13 protein-coding genes are annotated in these 15,241 nt (G+C 74.0%); 7 read left to right on the top strand and 6 right to left on the bottom strand.

Annotation, left to right across the window (positions count from 1 at the left end; all coding sequences use genetic code 11):
- The first annotated feature begins 143 nt into the window (after positions 1-143).
- Positions 144-578 carry a ferric iron reductase gene (locus tag AMK27_RS44335; RefSeq protein ID WP_338014307.1) on the top strand — a complete coding sequence of 145 codons (435 nt, stop codon included), beginning with the start codon at positions 144-146 and terminating at the stop codon, positions 576-578.
- Here the strand turns inward: AMK27_RS44335 and AMK27_RS13175 are convergent.
- Entirely contained in the window at positions 565-906 is a 342-nt protein-coding gene (locus AMK27_RS13175; protein ID WP_073906186.1) for a hypothetical protein, read from the bottom strand. The genes AMK27_RS44335 and AMK27_RS13175 overlap by 14 nt on opposite strands.
- Positions 907-1,027: 121 nt before the next feature.
- On the opposite strand from AMK27_RS13175, the gene AMK27_RS13170 reads away from it, so the two are divergent.
- The 4 genes from AMK27_RS13170 (at position 1,028) to AMK27_RS13155 (ending at position 5,462) form a co-directional block, all read left to right on the top strand.
- Entirely contained in the window at positions 1,028-2,383 is a 1,356-nt protein-coding gene (locus AMK27_RS13170; protein ID WP_241847477.1) for a sensor histidine kinase, read from the top strand.
- On the top strand, positions 2,380-3,048 hold the full coding sequence (locus tag AMK27_RS13165; RefSeq protein ID WP_073906184.1) for a response regulator: 669 nt from the start codon (positions 2,380-2,382) through the stop codon (positions 3,046-3,048). The genes AMK27_RS13170 and AMK27_RS13165 overlap by 4 nt, the downstream gene beginning before the upstream one ends.
- Positions 3,049-3,213: 165 nt before the next feature.
- The gene (locus AMK27_RS13160; RefSeq protein WP_073906182.1) at positions 3,214-4,578 is read left to right on the top strand and encodes a cytochrome ubiquinol oxidase subunit I; all 1,365 of its coding nucleotides are present in this window, start codon (positions 3,214-3,216) and stop codon (positions 4,576-4,578) included.
- Positions 4,579-4,682: 104 nt separating this feature from the next.
- A complete protein-coding gene (locus tag AMK27_RS13155) occupies positions 4,683-5,462 on the top strand; it encodes a cytochrome d ubiquinol oxidase subunit II (RefSeq protein WP_073906180.1) in 780 nt (259 codons plus the stop codon).
- A 102-nt stretch (positions 5,463-5,564) separates the two neighbouring features.
- Here AMK27_RS13155 and AMK27_RS13150 read toward each other — a convergent pair whose 3' ends face one another.
- Together AMK27_RS13150 and AMK27_RS13145 are read right to left on the bottom strand one after the other, a co-directional pair.
- Complete coding sequence (locus tag AMK27_RS13150; RefSeq protein ID WP_073907451.1) at positions 5,565-6,713, bottom strand: AI-2E family transporter; 1,149 nt, start codon at positions 6,711-6,713, stop codon at positions 5,565-5,567.
- 315 nt (positions 6,714-7,028) lie between these two features.
- The gene (locus AMK27_RS13145; RefSeq protein WP_073906178.1) at positions 7,029-7,223 is read right to left on the bottom strand and encodes a DUF3046 domain-containing protein; all 195 of its coding nucleotides are present in this window, start codon (positions 7,221-7,223) and stop codon (positions 7,029-7,031) included.
- An 80-nt stretch (positions 7,224-7,303) separates the two neighbouring features.
- Here AMK27_RS13145 and AMK27_RS13140 point away from each other — a divergent pair, with 80 nt between their 5' ends.
- On the top strand, positions 7,304-8,233 hold the full coding sequence (locus AMK27_RS13140; protein ID WP_073906176.1) for a hypothetical protein: 930 nt from the start codon (positions 7,304-7,306) through the stop codon (positions 8,231-8,233).
- Positions 8,234-8,412: 179 nt separating this feature from the next.
- On the opposite strand, the gene AMK27_RS13135 is transcribed toward AMK27_RS13140, so the two are convergent.
- Genes AMK27_RS13135 through AMK27_RS13125 form a run of 3 tightly spaced genes read right to left on the bottom strand, consistent with a single transcriptional unit; the run spans position 8,413 to position 10,314 of the window.
- Positions 8,413-8,721, bottom strand: coding sequence for an AzlD domain-containing protein (locus AMK27_RS13135; RefSeq protein ID WP_073906174.1), 309 nt, complete (start codon positions 8,719-8,721; stop codon positions 8,413-8,415).
- The gene (locus AMK27_RS13130) at positions 8,718-9,458 is read right to left on the bottom strand and encodes an AzlC family ABC transporter permease (protein ID WP_073906172.1); all 741 of its coding nucleotides are present in this window, start codon (positions 9,456-9,458) and stop codon (positions 8,718-8,720) included. The genes AMK27_RS13135 and AMK27_RS13130 overlap by 4 nt, the downstream gene beginning before the upstream one ends.
- A gap of 10 nt (positions 9,459-9,468) precedes the next feature.
- Positions 9,469-10,314, bottom strand: a complete 846-nt coding sequence (locus AMK27_RS13125; protein ID WP_073906170.1) for an AraC family transcriptional regulator — start codon at positions 10,312-10,314, stop codon at positions 9,469-9,471.
- 111 nt (positions 10,315-10,425) lie between these two features.
- On the opposite strand from AMK27_RS13125, the gene AMK27_RS13120 reads away from it, so the two are divergent.
- The gene (locus AMK27_RS13120) at positions 10,426-15,075 is read left to right on the top strand and encodes an Lhr family ATP-dependent helicase (RefSeq protein WP_073906168.1); all 4,650 of its coding nucleotides are present in this window, start codon (positions 10,426-10,428) and stop codon (positions 15,073-15,075) included.
- Positions 15,076-15,241: the final 166 nt, after the last annotated feature.

Raw genomic sequence — 15,241 nt, 5'->3', positions numbered from 1 at the left:
CTCGTACGGGACGGTCTCGACCGGCATCTGGCCCCCGGCTCGACCGCCGTGCTGACCGCCGCGCTCGCGGAGGCTTCCCGGGGAACCCCCTCGACCAGATCGCCGATCCCCGGCCCTGGTGGGCGGCGTACCTGCGGTGCGTCGTGGCGCCGGTCCCGGAGGCGTTCGCCCGCTTCGGCGTCGTCGTGGAGTGCCATCTGCAGAACACCCTTATCGCCGTGGACTCCCACGGCACCCCCGTCCGGTCCGTGTTCCGCGACGCGGAGGGCGCCAAGACGATCCCCGAGATGCCCCGTACGGCGGCCTGGCGGAGGCTCGTCTACTGCCTCCTCGTCAACAACCTCTCCGAGATCGCCGGCGCCCTCGCCCACCGCTTCCCGGGTTCCGCCCCCGCGCTCTGGGCGATGGCCCGCGCCGAGTTCGCGCGCGGTGGCCGGCTGCCCTCGCTCCCCGACGTCAAGACTCTGCTCGACTCCCCCACCGTCCCCGGCAAGGCCAATCTGCTCTCCCGCTGGCTCCGCGCGGAGGGCACCGCACCCCACTACCTCCCGGTGCCCAACCCCCTCATGACCGCCTAGGACTCCGCACCGCCCGAACCACCCGGGTGATCCCGTACCCCAGCAGCCAGGGCAGCACGGTGATCCCCAGGACGTACACGAGGAGGTAACCGAGCACGTCCTCGCCGTGCCGGGGGTCGTCCCAGCTGTCCACGGGCAGGATGATCGCCACCGCCGAGACCGCGACCGGCACCAGCGGCAGCAGCACCGACCACACCCGCGGCCACCACCCGGGCCGCCGGGCGCACCACACCCCCATGCCTCCCATGACGAAGGGCCCGAACGGCACCCACAGCACCACAGGAACGAACAGCAACGCCCACCACTCGTCCGAGTACCCGAACATCATCGAAGCCCCCCCCCGAGCCCTCCAAGCCGTCCACGCCGTCCACGCCCGCCGAGCCCCCCGGCCCGCACACCGCCGCTACCGCCGCCGCCCCACGAACCGTCCCCCGCCTATCCTTCGACGCATGCCCCTCCCCCTCCGTTCCCCGGGCGGCGGGCGTCTTTCGCCGCGGGCCGCCGATGCCGTCGTGGCGGGTGTCGTCCTGCTCGTCGTCGCCGTCTGGACGCTCGTCTCCGCGCGGTACGCGAGCGAGCCCGCCCTGCGTACGGTGCTCGGCTGGGTGCTCATCCTGATCGGGTGCGGAGCCCTGTACTTCCGGCGGCTGCACCCGGTCGCCGTCTCCGTCGTCACCCTGCTGGCCTGCGTCGTCTACTACCCGCTGTCCGCCCAGGACGGCCCGCTGATGATCGTCTTCGCGCTGGCGCTGTACACGACCGCCGCGGAGGGCCGCTTCGCCGCAGCCGTCGCACTGGCCGCGGTCACCCTCCTCGCGGTCGGACTCGGCGAGATCCGGCAGCGGCCGGGGCACCGGCAGATCGACGACACCTCGCTCGTCATGCTGGCCGGCTGGCTGATCAGCCTCGTCGCCGTGGGCCGGGCCCAGCGCACCCGGATCGCCTATCTGCACGAGGTGGAGCAGCGGGCACTGGCCGCCGAGCGGGAGCAAGAGGCCAGGGCCCGGCAGAGTGCCACCGAGGAGCGGCTGCGGATCGCCCGGGAGGTGCACGACGTGCTCGGCCACAGCATCTCGCTGATCAACGTCCAGTCGGGTGCCGCGCTCCACCGCCTCGGCAAGGGGCCCGCCCCGGAGGCCGGGCTCGCCACCGCCACCGAGGCCCTGGAGGCGGTGAAGGCCACCAGCAAGGACGCGCTGCGCGAGCTGCGGGCCACCCTCAGGGTGCTGCGCGGCGCCGACGAGCCGACTCCCACGGCCCCGTCGGCCTCGGGTCTCGCGCTCCTTGGCGATCTCGCGGCACGCGCGCGGAGCGCCGGTCTCGATGTCCGTACGGACGTCACGGGCACGCCCGTGCCCCTTCCGCCGCCCGTCGACCTCGCCGCGTACCGGATCGTGCAGGAGTCACTGACGAACGTCACCCGCCACGCGGGCGCGAGGACCGTCCGCATCACCCTCGACTGGGGCACGGACGCGGTGCGGTTGCGTATCGCGGACGACGGCGAGGGCGCGCCGGAAGGTCGCCCCCTCGGCAGCGGAATCCGGGGCATGGCCGAGCGGGCCCGCGCGTTCGGCGGCGAACTGACCGCCCGGAACGGCGACGACGGCGGATTCCTGGTGGCCGCCCGACTGCCGCTCTCCCGACCCGGCACGACCGACCCGGGCTCGACCGACCCGGGCTCGACCGACCCGGGCACGACCGAGCCAGGCGCGGCGGGCCCCGGTACAGCCAAGCCCAACCTCAGACCCACCACACCCGCACCCACCGCGTCCGACAGCGACGCGTCCGAGAGGGACCCCCGATGATCCGTGTCGTGCTCGCCGACGACCAGACCCTGGTCCGGGCCGGCTTCCGGTCGATCCTCTCCGACGAGGAGGACCTCCAGGTCGTCGGGGAGGCCGGGGACGGGGAGCGGGCGATCGCGCTCGCCCGCGAACTGCGCCCGGACGTGGTCCTGATGGACATCCGCATGCCGGTCCTCGACGGCCTCGAGGCCACTCGCCGCATCACCTCCGACGAACGGCTCGAAGGGGTACGGGTAGTCATCCTGACCACCTTCGACGCGGACGACCATGTGTACGGGGCGCTCCGCGCGGGCGCGTCGGGCTTCCTGGTGAAGGACACCGAGCCGATGGAGCTGCTGCACGCGGTACGGGTCGTGGCGCGCGGCGACGCCCTGATCGCCCCGGCCGTGACGCGCCGTCTGATCGCCGAGTTCGCGGGCCGGGCCGACCGGCAGCCGGATCCGAGTCCCCGGCTCAACGCCCTCACCGAGCGGGAGCGCGAGGTCCTCGGTCTGGTGGGCGCCGGGCTCTCGAACGACGAGATCGCCGGCCGCCTCGTCCTGTCCCCCGCGACCGCGAAGACCCACGTCAGCAGGATCATGACCAAGCTGGCCGTCCGGGACCGCGCGCAGCTGGTGATCCTGGCGTACGAGTCGGGGATGATCACGCCGGGCTGGCTTGCCTGACGGAGGGCCGGCCGGCTCGGCCGCGGCACCCCGAGCCTCGCCGGCGGGAACCGCCCGGCACAACTCAGGGGGTACGCGCGCGTGGGCGGGCACAACCACCGGGGTACGGCCACTGTCCACCCGGGGGTGACGCCGGGCCCCTGACCGTACGCCGACGCTGATCGGGTGAACCAGGACGTACTCGATCTCGCGCGGCTGCAGTTCGCCCTCACGGCGGGCGGCCACTTCCTCTTCGTCGCCCTCACCCTGGGGCTCGCGACGGTCGTGGCCGTGCTCCAGACACGGGCCACGTTCAGCCGGAAGCCGCTGGACGCGCGCATGGTGCGGTTCTGGGGCCAGCTGTACGTGATCAACTACGCGGTCGGCATCGTCACCGGTCTGGTGATGGAGTTCCAGTTCGGCATGGCGTGGAGCGGGCTCACCCACGAGGCGGGCAACATCCTCGGGGCCTCGCTCGCCGTCGAGACGATCGTGGCGTTCTTCGTCGAGTCGACCTTCCTCGGCCTGTGGATCTTCGGCTGGAACCGGCTCAACCGCTGGGCCCACCTGGCGGCGATCTGGATCGTCGTCCTGACCGCCTACGTCTCGGCGTACTGGATCCTCGTCTCCAACGGCTTCCTCAACCACCCCGTGGGGTACGGCTCCGAGAACGGCGAGCTCGTCCTCGACGACCCGGTCGCGGTGCTGACCAACCCCTCCGCGCTGCTCGCCTTCGGTCACGTCGTGGCGGGCGCGCTGCTCACCGCGGGGTTCTTCATGGCCGGGGTGAGCGCGTACCACCTGTTCCGTCGCACCCCGGAGTGGGAGTTCTTCGGCCGCAGCCTGCGGATCGGGGTGTTCCTCTCGGCGCCCGCGCTGATGGTGACCGCCGTGTTCGGCGGGGTGCAGTTGGCCGTCCTCGACGCCTTCCAGCCGATGAAGTCCGCCGTGTTCAAGGGGAAGACCGCCGAGATCGCGCGGGTCCAGGCAGAGCTGACGGAACGTTTCGGGCCCGGTGACTACGTGCCGTCGGAGGCGTGGACCCGGGGCGGCGCGCTGGTGATGCTGATCTGCTTCGCGCTGATGATGTACCTGTGCTTCGCCGGGGTGGTCCTGGCCGCCTTCAGGAAGGCCGTCTTCCGGTTCCGCCCGTGGCATCTCGTCCTGATGGCGGCGGTCCCCCTGCCGTACATCGCGATGCTCAGCGGCTGGGTGTTCCGGGAGTCCGGACGGCAGCCCTGGGTCGTCTACGGACTGCTGAGGACGGAGGACGCGGTCTCGGACCTCTCCCCCGGCACGATGCGCCTCTCCCTCGCCGTCTTCACCACGGTCTTCGTCCTGCTCGCCGCCCTCAACGCCTGGCTCCTCACCCGCCACGCCCGCCGGGGCCCGGTCGACGCCGGCCTCGGCCACGACGAACGGCCCACCGGGGGCGGGGACGGAGAGCGGGGCGGGAACGGCGGCGCAGGCGGGAACGGCGGCGCGGGCGGGAACGGCGGCGCAGGCGGAACCCCCGACCCGGCCGACAACCTCCCGGCCCCCCGCTACTGAACCGTCCGCATCCCCCTTCCCCTCACTTCCCCTCCCTTCCTCTCACCTCACCTCACCTCACTGACCTCACCCCGTCCCGCCCCCAGGAAAGCCCGAGGAGCCCCGTGGAGACCCTGGCCATCGCCCTGCTCGCCTTCTTCGCGGCGGGCTGGTTCGTCCTCGCGGGAGCGGACATCGGCACCGGCATGCTCATGCCCTGGCTCGGCCGGAGCGACCGCGAGCGGCGGCTGGTCCTCGCCTCCTTCGCCCCGTTCTTCCTGGGCAACGAGGTCTGGCTGGTGGCCACCGCCGGCGTCCTCGTCGGCTGTTTCCCCACCCTCGAAGGCGAGCTCCTGAGCGGCCAGTTCCCGGTCTTCGTGGCGCTGCTGACCGGCTGGATCGTCCGCGACGCGGGCCTCTGGTCCCGCGGCCGCGGTCCGGGGCCGCGCTGGCGAGCCGGCTGCGACACGGCGGTGACCTGCGGGAGCTGGACCGTCGCCCTGTCCTGGGGGTGGCTGCTCGCGGCCCTGCTCACCGGGCGCCCCTACACACCCGCGACCGGCGCGACGGCCCTGCTCACCGCGCTCGCCGTGGCCGCGCTGTTCGCCGCGCACGGGCTCGGTTTCGTCACCCTCCGGCTCACGGGACTGCCGTACGAGCGGGCCCGCAGGCTCGTCGGACGCGCCGGGCGCCCCTGGCAGTCCTTCGCGCTCACCGCGGTCCTGATGGGCGGGCTGCCGCTCTGGGCGGGCACCGCGCTGCCGCTGACCGACCGGGCGGCGTCCCCCGTCACGCTCGCCCTGCTCGTGCCCGCCCTGCTGGTCGTGACGCCCCTGCTCGTGGCGGTCCAGGCGTGGATCTGGCACACCTTCCGGCACCGGGTCACCGGGCCGTCGTACCTCTGAGGCGCGGGTTCAGGAGTCCCCGGGCCCTGACGCCCGGGCCCGAGCCGCTCGCTCCCGGAACCCAGGCCCTGGCTACTCCCGCCCGGACCGCTCCCGCCCGGACTACTCGGCCGAAGAATCCTCGGCGGCCGCCCTCTCCTTCTCCTTCTTGTGGTGAAGGGCCTTCTGCAACCGGGCGACCACGGCCTCCCCGTACCGCCGGTGACCGTGGACGCGCGGGTCGTCCGTCACGTCGTACCGCTTCACATAGGCGCCGAGGAAGGCCTGGAGGGTGGCCACGGCCGGGATGGCGATCAGCGCGCCGACGACGCCGAGCAGCGCCGTCCCCGCGATGACCGAACCGAAGGCCACCGCCGGATGGATGTCCACCGTCTTCGACGTGAGCTTCGGCTGGAGCAGGTAGTTCTCGAACTGCTGGTACACCACGACGAAACCGAGCACCCACAGCGCGTACCAGGGGTTCACGGTGAAGGCGATCAGCATCGGCAGCGCGCCCGCCAGATACGTGCCGATGGTCGGGATGAACTGCGAGACCAGGCCGACCCACACCGCGAGCGCGGGCGCGTACGGCACCCCGAGGATCTCGAAGAGCACGAAGTGCGCGACACCGGAGATGAGGGCCATGAGTCCGCGCGAGTACAGGTAGCCGCCGGTCTTGTCGACCGCGATCTCCCAGGCCCGCAGCACCTCGGTCTGCCGGGCGGGCGGCAGGACGGAGCAGAGCGCGCGCCGCAGCCGGGGCCCGTCGGCAGCGAAGTAGAACGCGAACAGGAAGATCGTCAGCAGCCGGAACAGGCCGCCGAGGACGGTGGCGGAGACGTCGAGGACGCCCGACGCGCTGTTCTGGACGTACTTCTGCAGCCAGTCGGAGCTCAGGACGCTGTCCTGCACCTCGACCCGCGACAGGTCCGTGTGGAAGGTCTGGTTGATCCAGTTGATCAGCGAGTCGAGGTACTGGGGGAAGTTCTCGACCATGTCCACGATCTGGCCGGCGAGCATCGACCCCAGGAGGACGACGAAGCCGATGCTGAAGATCAGGACGGCGAAGGACACGAGGAAGGTGGCGAGCCCCCGGCGCATCCCGCGCGCCGCCATGCGCCCGACCGCCGGTTCGATGGCGAGGGCGAGGAAGAAGGCGAGCAGGATGTTGACGAGGAGGCCGACCAGCTGGTGGAAGGCCCAGCTGCCGAGGAGGAACACGGAGTAGAGCGCGAGGGCCAGGACGATCGCCCGCGGCAGCCACCGCGGCATCCGGGCCGCCCCGGCGACGGACACGGCCGCGGGGCCGCCGTCACCGCCTCTGCCACCCGCCGCCTCGACGGGGCCGGCGGATCCGGCCGGTCCGTCCGACCCACTCGGGGCGGTCGGATCCGTCGATGCGGTCAGGTCGGTGCTGTCAGAGCCGTCAGAGCTGTCGGAGACGTCAGTGCTATCGGTGCTGTCGGTGCCATCGGAGCCGTCGATGTCGTCAGTCGGAGGAGCCACCCCGCCAGTCTCGCGCACCGCGCGGACATTCCACCCCGGACCCCCCACATCCCCCTCGGTGACCCGCGGTGACCGCCGCCGTCAGCGCTTGTCGGCGGGTACGTCGACGGCCGCGCAGACGGCCCGCCACACGTCCTTGGCCTCCCAGCCGGAATCCAGCGCCTCGTGCACCGTCCGGCCCCCGAGCTCGGCCATCACGTGGTCACGCGCGAAGGACTCGGCGTACGACGCACCGAAGTGGTCCGCCATCCGTTCCCAGAAAATCGTCAACCGCATGACCCCAGTATCACGCTCCCAAGAGTGCAGACCGCTCCGTAGCCCTTGTCACCGCGACTTTCCGCCCTACGGTTCGGAGCATGGCCGAAAAACCACTCTCCTCCCCGTCAGCGACCCCCTTGGCCCGCGCCGAGCACTTCGTCTGGCTGACGGCCCGCGTCCTGGAACAGCGCCGGTTCGCCTACCACTTCCTGCGCGGTGGCGCGGATCAGGTGGAGACGGCCCTCGCGGCGTACCTCAACGACGACGGCGGCTACGGCCACGCGCTCGAACCCGATCTCCGCGGGCCGGTCAGCCAGCCCCTGCACACCGCGCACGCGCTGCGGGTGCTGGACTCCATCGGCCGCTGCGGCGGGCTGCGCGTGGAGCGGATCTGCCGCTACCTCACGGACGTGTCCACCCACGAGGGCGCGCTGCCGGCGATCCACCCGTCGCAGCGCGGCTACCCCTCCGCACCGTTCGTCCCGGTCGTCGACTCACCGCCGAGCGCGCTGCTCACGACCGGCCCGGTGGTCGGGGTGCTGCACCGCAACCAGGTCTGGCACGCGTGGCTCTTCCGGGCGACGGAGTTCTGCTGGTCGGCGGTGGAGTCCCTGGAGAAGTCCCATCCGTACGAGGTGCAGGCGGCCGTCGCCTTCCTCGACGGGGCCCCGGACCGCGCGCGTGCGGAGGCCGCCGCCGACCGCCTCGGCCGGATGGTCCGGGAGCAGCGGCTCGCCGTCCTGGACCCGGACCGGGAGGAGGACTACCCGGTGGCGGACGGGTACGCGCCGGGGGAGCTGCATTTCCCGCACGACTACGCGCGCGTGCCGGACTCGCTGGCGACCCGCTGGTTCACGGAGGCGGAGATGACCCGCTCGCTCGACCGGCTCGCGGCCGACCAGCAGGAGGACGGCGGCTGGCCGATCCGCTGGCGCACCTGGGCCCCCGGCACGGCGCTGGAATGCCGACCGATGATCACGGTCGAAGCCCTCCGCACGCTCCGCGCCCACGGCCGCCCGATCGAATGACCTCGGGAGGCGGGCAGGCACGGGCCGCGCGCGGCGGGCAGGCCTCTCGGACGCCGAGCGCGGGCGGCGGCGGGCAGGCCCCTCAGGCTCCGGGCACGGGCCGCGGCGGGCAGGCCCTTCAGGTGCCGGGCACGCCCCGGCCGGGGCGTGCCCCCGGCCGGAGCCGCTCCCGCCCGAGGTCACCAGCCGAGCGCCCGCACACCCGCCGTCACGGCGACGGCCGCGCCCACCACGACCAGGAACGGCGCGCGCAGGACGAGGGCGACCGCCGCCGCCGCGAGGCCGGCGGCGCGGGCGTCCAGGACGACGGTGCCGCCCGCGCCGAACGTCTGCTGCGCGGTGAGGGCGGCGAGCAGCGCCACGGGGAGCAGGGCGGCGAGCCGCTGGACGAGCGGGCGCTCCAGGGCTCCGGCGGGTACGAGCAGGCCCACCAGCTTCACCAGGTAGCACCCGGCGGCGGTCAGGGCGATCGCGATCCAGACGTTCATCGGGAGTCCTTCTCTCGTCCGGCGGGGCCCATCCGGCGGCCCTGGAACCAGAGCACCAGGGGCGCGGCGAGGGCGGCCGCGAGGACCGGGACGCCGGCGGGCAGCACGGGCAGCAGCCCGAGGCCCAGCAGGACGGCGATGGCGGCGGTGGCCCGCTCGGTCGCGGACTTCAGCATGGGCGCGAGCAGGGCCAGGAAGACGGCCGGTCCGGCCGCGTCGAGCCCCCAGGCCGCGGTGTCGCCGATGGCCTCGGCGCCGAGCGCCCCGAGGAGGGTGGTGGCGTTCCACAGGACGTAGAGCGTGAGTCCGGTGACGGTGAAGCCGATGCGGGCGGCCCGGCGGGTCGGCTGCGCGAGGGAGACGGCCGTGGTCTCGTCGATCACCCAGTGCGCGGCGAACGGCCTGACGGCCTTCGGCACGGCGAGCAGCTGGGAGAGCCGCAGCCCGTAGAAGGCGTTCCTGGTGCCGAGGAAGAAGGCCCCGGCGGCTGCCGTGAAGGGGTTGCCGCCCGCGGCGAGCGCTCCGACCAGGGCGAACTGCGAGGCGCCGGTGAAGACGAGCAGGCTGAGGACACAGGTCTGCAGGACGCTGAGTCCGGAGCCCGCCGAGGTGACGCCGAAGGCGAAGCCGGAGAGCCCGACGGCGACGCCGACCCCGAGGGCGTCGCGGACGACGGCCGCGTCGGGTTTGGTCGGTGCGCCGTCGCGTATGACGGGAGGTGCTGTCTGTTCTGCCACGTCAGGGACGCTACGGCAGCTCCGGCGGCCCGGTCTTGTACGTTCTTGCGCGCTGGTACGCCCCCGGCGGCACCCCGACGCTGCGGGTGAAGTGCCGGTGGAGGTGCGACTGGTCGGTGAAGCCGACGGCCGCGGCCGCCTCCGCCGGCGGCGTCCCCGTGTCGAGCAGCTGTCTGGCCCGGCGTACGCGCGCGTCGGTCAGCCAGGTGTGCGGCGGCATGCCGTACGCGTCCCGGAAGGCCCGGAGGAGGGCGAAGGGGCTGGTGCCGAGGTCCGTGGCGAGCCGCTCCAGGGTCGGCGGCTCGGTCATGCGGTCCTCCAGGACGGCACGCGCGCGTGCCGCGTTCCGGGCGCCGGCCGAGCGGGGCGGGAGCGGGGCGACGATCCCGCCGTGGCTGCGCAGCATCCGGGCGGTGACCAGCCGGAGCAGGCTGTCGGCCGCGAGGGCGTTGCCCTCCTCGGCGGCCCGGTGGACGCCGACGATGAGCCGGGCGGCGTACGGGTCGTCCACGACGGGTGAGGTGAAGCCGACGGAGCCGCGCAGGGCGAGGGTGTCGGCGGCGATGGCCCGCACGATCTCCGCGTCGGGGTAGATCGTCCGGTACGTCCAGCCCTCGGGCACGCCCGCGTGCCCGGTGTGCGGGGTGTCGGGGTTCACCAGGGCGATCTGTCCGGGGCCCGCGTGGACGAGGTCGTCGCGGTAGTGGAAGGCCTCGACGCCCTCGGTGATCGCGGCGAAGACGAAGGTCTCGTGGGTGTGCCGGGCGAAGGCCTTGTGGATGTAGTGGGCGTGCAGCAGGTCGACCCCGGGCAGCTCGGAGTACTGCCAGTACCGTGCCCGCTCCCCGCTCGCCATGTCTCCATTCTGCGGCAGGCCCGGGGGACCCGCCGCGGTGCGTGCGGACATCCCGGTCCGGATATCCCCAGGTCCGAGCGGTTGTCAGTGCCGGGGTGCACGATGGGGGGCATGGTCAGGTCCGCGCTCGACTCGTTCTCCCCCGCGACCCGCAGCTGGTTCACCGGGGCCTTCACCGCGCCCACGGCGGCGCAGGAGGGCGCCTGGACCGCCATCGGGGCGGGTTCCGACGTGCTCGTCGTCGCTCCGACCGGCTCCGGCAAGACCCTGGCCGCCTTCCTCGCCTCCCTCGACCGGCTCGCCTCCGCTCCGGCGCCGGCCGAGCCGAAGAAGCGCTGCCGTGTGCTGTACGTGTCGCCGCTCAAGGCCCTCGCCGTGGACGTCGAGCGGAACCTGCGGTCGCCGCTGACCGGAATCCGGCAGGAGTCGGTGCGGCTCGGGATTCCCGAGCCGGACATCCGGGTCGGCATCCGCTCCGGCGACACCCCGCCGGCCGAGCGCCGGTCGCTCGCGACCCGCCCGCCGGACATCCTGATCACCACACCCGAGTCGCTGTTCCTGATGCTGACCTCCGCCGCCCGCGAGGCCCTCGCGGGGGTGGAGACGGTCATCCTCGACGAGGTCCACGCGGTCGCGGGCACCAAGCGCGGCGCGCACCTGGCCCTCTCCCTGGAGCGCCTCGACGAGCTGCTGCCGCGCCCCGCGCGCCGGATCGGCCTGTCGGCCACGGTCCGCCCGGTGGACGAGGTGGCCCGGTACCTGTCGCCAGGGCGTGCCGTGGAGATCGTGCAGCCGCGTTCGGGCAAGGAGTTCGACCTCTCCGTCGTCGTCCCCGTCGAGGACATGGGCGAGCTGGGGGGCTCCCCCGCCTCCGAGGGGAAGGACGGCGGCGACAAGCCGTCGATCTGGCCGCAGGTCGAGGAGCGGATCGCCGACCTCGTCCAGGCCCACCGGTCCACGATCGTGTTCGCCAACTCCCGCCGGCTCGCCGAGCGCCTGTGCAACCGGCTGAACGAGATCGCGTACGAGCGGGCCACCGGCGAACCCCTGCCCGAGGGGTCTCCGCCGGCCGAGATCATGGCCCAGTCCGGCGCCGCCCAGGGCGCCCCGCCGCTGCTCGCCCGCGCCCACCACGGCTCGGTGTCGAAGGAGCAGCGGGCCCAGGTGGAGGAAGACCTCAAGGCGGGCCGGCTGCCCGCCGTGGTGGCCACGTCCAGCCTGGAGCTGGGCATCGACATGGGCGCGGTCGACCTGGTCGTGCAGGTCGAGTCGCCGCCCTCGGTGGCCTCCGGGCTCCAGCGCGTGGGCCGCGCAGGACACCAGGTCGGCGCCGTGTCGACGGGTGTGGTCTTCCCCAAGTACCGCGGCGACCTCGTGCAGGCGGCCGTGGTCACCGAGCGGATGCGCGCGGGCGCGATCGAGTCCCTGCGGATCCCCGCCAACCCGCTGGACGTCCTGGCCCAGCAGCTGGTGGCCGTCGTCGCGCTCGACACCTGGCAGGTGGACGACCTGCTCGCCCTGGTGCGCCGGGCGGCGCCGTTCGCCTCGCTGCCCGAGTCGGCGTTCACGGGCGTCCTCGACATGCTCGCCGGCCGCTATCCGTCGGACGCCTTCGCCGAGCTGCGCCCGCGCGTGGTCTGGGACCGGGTCGCGGGCACGGTCACGGGACGGCCGGGCGCGCAGCGGCTCGCCGTCACCTCGGGCGGCACGATCCCCGACCGGGGCCTCTTCGGAGTGTTCCTCGTCGGCTCCGACCCCAAGAAGGGCGGGGGCAGGGTCGGCGAGCTCGACGAGGAGATGGTGTACGAGTCCCGGGTCGGCGACGTGTTCACCCTCGGCACCACGTCGTGGCGGATCGAGGACATCACCCGGGACCGGGTGCTCGTCACACCGGCGCCCGGGGTGCCGGGCAGGCTGCCCTTCTGGAAGGGCGACCAGCTGGGCCGGCCGCTCGAACTGGGCCGGGCGGTGGGCGCGTTCCTCCGCGAGGTCGGCGCCCTGTCGGAGGAGGACGGGCGGCTGCGGCTGTTCGCCGCCGGCCTGGACGCCTGGGCCGCGGACAACGTCCTGGCGTATCTCAAGGAGCAGCGCGAGGCCTGCGGCCACGTGCCCGACGACCGGACGATCCTGGTCGAGCGCTTCCGGGACGAGCTCGGCGACTGGCGGGTCGTCATCCACTCGCCGTTCGGCGCCCAGGTGCACGCCCCGTGGGCGCTGGCGCTCGGCGCGCGGCTCACCGAGCGGTACGGCATGGACGCGCAGGTGATGCACGCGGACGACGGGATCGTGCTGCGCCTCCCGGACGCCGACCTGATGGGCCTGGACATGGGCCTGGACCTCCTCGACCACGAACCGGTCGACCCCGGACGGCACCTCGACACGGCGTTCGACGCCGACAAGGCGCCCGTCGGCGCGGCCGACGCCCTGTTCGACAAGGGCGAGATCGGTCAGATCGTCACCGACCAGGTCGGCGGCTCCGCGCTGTTCGCGTCCCGGTTCCGCGAGTGCGCCGCGCGCGCCCTGCTGCTGCCCAAGCGCAACCCCGGCAAGCGCACCCCGCTCTGGCAGCAGCGCCAGCGCGCCGCCCAGCTCCTCCAGGTGGCGAGCGAGTTCGGCTCGTTCCCGATCGTCCTCGAAGCCGTCCGCGAGTGCCTCCAGGACGTCTTCGACCTCCCCGGTCTGACGGAGCTGATGGGGGACATCGAGGCCCGCCGGGTCCGCCTGGTCGAGGTCACCACCCCCGAACCGTCCCCGTTCGCCCGCTCACTCCTCTTCGGGTACGTGGCGCAGTTCCTGTACGAGGGCGACTCCCCGCTCGCCGAGCGGCGGGCGGCCGCGCTCTCCCTGGACTCCCGGCTGCTCGCCGAGCTGCTCGGTCAGGCGGAGCTGCGCGAGCTGCTCGACCCCGACGTCCTGACGGAGCTGGAGCGGGAGCTCCAGTGGCTGGCGGACGACCGCCGCGTCAAGGACGAGGAGGGCGTCGCCGACCTGCTGCGCGTGCTGGGCCCGCTGACCGACGCCGAGCTGGCCGAGCGCGGCGCCGAGGCGGGCTGGGCGCCCGAGCTCGGGGCGGCGCGCCGGGCGATCCAGGTGCGGATAGGCGGCCGGGAGCACTGGGCGGCCGTCGAGGACGCCGGCCGGCTGCGGGACGCCCTGGGCACGGCCCTGCCCGTCGGCGTACCGGAGGCCTTCACCGAGCCGGTGAAGGACCCGCTGGGCGACCTCCTCGCGCGGTACGCGCGGACGCACGGCCCCTTCACCTCGTCCCAGGCCGCCGCCCGCTTCGGTCTCGGCGCGGCCGTCACCGACGGCGCCCTCCAGCGGCTCGCCGCCTCGGGCCGCGTCGTCCAGGGCGAGTTCCACCCCTCCGGCATCGGCCAGGAGTGGTGCGACGCCACCGTCCTGCGCCGACTGCGCCGCCGCTCCCTCGCCGCGCTGCGCCATGAGCTGGAGCCGGTTCCCCCGGCGGCGCTCGCCACCTTCCTGCCGCAATGGCAGCACCTGGGCAGCAACAGCCTCCGAGGCATCGACGGCCTCGCCCGCGCCATCGAGCAGCTCCAGGGCGCACCCGTGCCCGCCTCCGCCCTGGAGAAGCTGATCCTGCCGTCCCGGGTCCGCGACTACTCCCCCGCGCTCCTGGACGAGCTGACGACCACCGGCGAGGTCGTCTGGGCGGGCGCCGGCGCGCTGCCCGGCAAGGACGGCTGGGTCTCGCTGTACCTGGCGGACGCGGCACCGCTGCTCCTTCCGCAGCCGCACCCCCTGGAGCTGTCCGCGCTGCACGAGTCGGTGCTGACGGCCCTCTCCGGCGGGTACGGCCTGTTCTTCCGGCAGATCGCCGACCAGATCCGGGCCACCACCCACCCGGACGCCACCGACCCGCAGCTGGCGGACGCCCTCTGGGACCTGGCCTGGTCCGGCCGCCTGACCAACGACACCCTGGCCCCGCTGCGCGCGCTCCTCGGCTCGGGCCGTACGGCCGGCTCCACCGCGCACCGCGCGCGCCGCACGGTCCCGCGCGGCCGGTACGGCACGCTGACCGCGGCCGCCCGCACAGCCTCCCGCACCGGCCCGCCCACGGTCTCCGGGCGCTGGTCCCTGCTCCCCCCTCCGGAGCCGGAACCGACCCACCGGGCGCACGCCCTCGCCCGCACCCTCCTCGACCGGCACGGCGTGGTCACCCGCGGCGCGGTGGCGGCCGAGGGGGTGGAGGGCGGCTTCTCCGCCACGTACCGGATCCTGGCGGCCTTCGAGGACAGCGGGCAGGCCCGGCGCGGCTATGTCGTCGAGGGGCTCGGCGCGGCCCAGTTCGCGATGGACGGGGCGGTGGACCGCCTCCGGGCCGCGTCGACAGCCCGCGACCGCGGCGCGGAGGCGGCGGCGGGCCCGCGCGCGCTGGTCCTCGCGGCGGCCGACCCGGCGAACGCCTACGGAGCGGCCCTGTCCTGGCCCGAGCCCCCGACCGGCGCCGGCCACAAGCCGGGGCGCAAGGCGGGCGCCCTGGTGGTCCTGGTCGACGGCGAGCTCACGCTGTACATGGAGCGCGGAGGCAAGACGCTCCTGTGCTGGCCGACGGACCCGGACGACCCGTCCCTGAAGGCAGCGGCGGAAGCCCTGGCGACCTCCGCGAAGTCGGGCACCCTGGGCACGGTCACGGTGGAGCGCGTCAACGGCGCCACGTCCCTGACGTCCCCCCTGGCGGCCCCCCTGGAGAAGGCGGGCTTCGTCGCTACCCCGAGAGGCCTCCGCCTCCGCGCGTAAACGGCTCACCCGCACCCGCCCCCGACCTGACGCGCGCGCCGGCACCCGGCCACGGCACGGCGCCCAGCACCAGCACCAGCACCAGCACCCGACCTCGGCACGGCACCGGCATCGGCACCGGCACCGGCACCGGCACCCCCCACCCAACCCGCCCACCCGGCATCAT

The sequence above is a fragment of the Streptomyces sp. CB02009 genome (genome assembly GCF_001905825.1).
Taxonomy (GTDB): domain Bacteria; phylum Actinomycetota; class Actinomycetes; order Streptomycetales; family Streptomycetaceae; genus Streptomyces.
The sequence above is the reverse complement of the archived record's forward strand: the minus strand, read 5'-3'. Positions and strand labels throughout refer to the sequence as shown.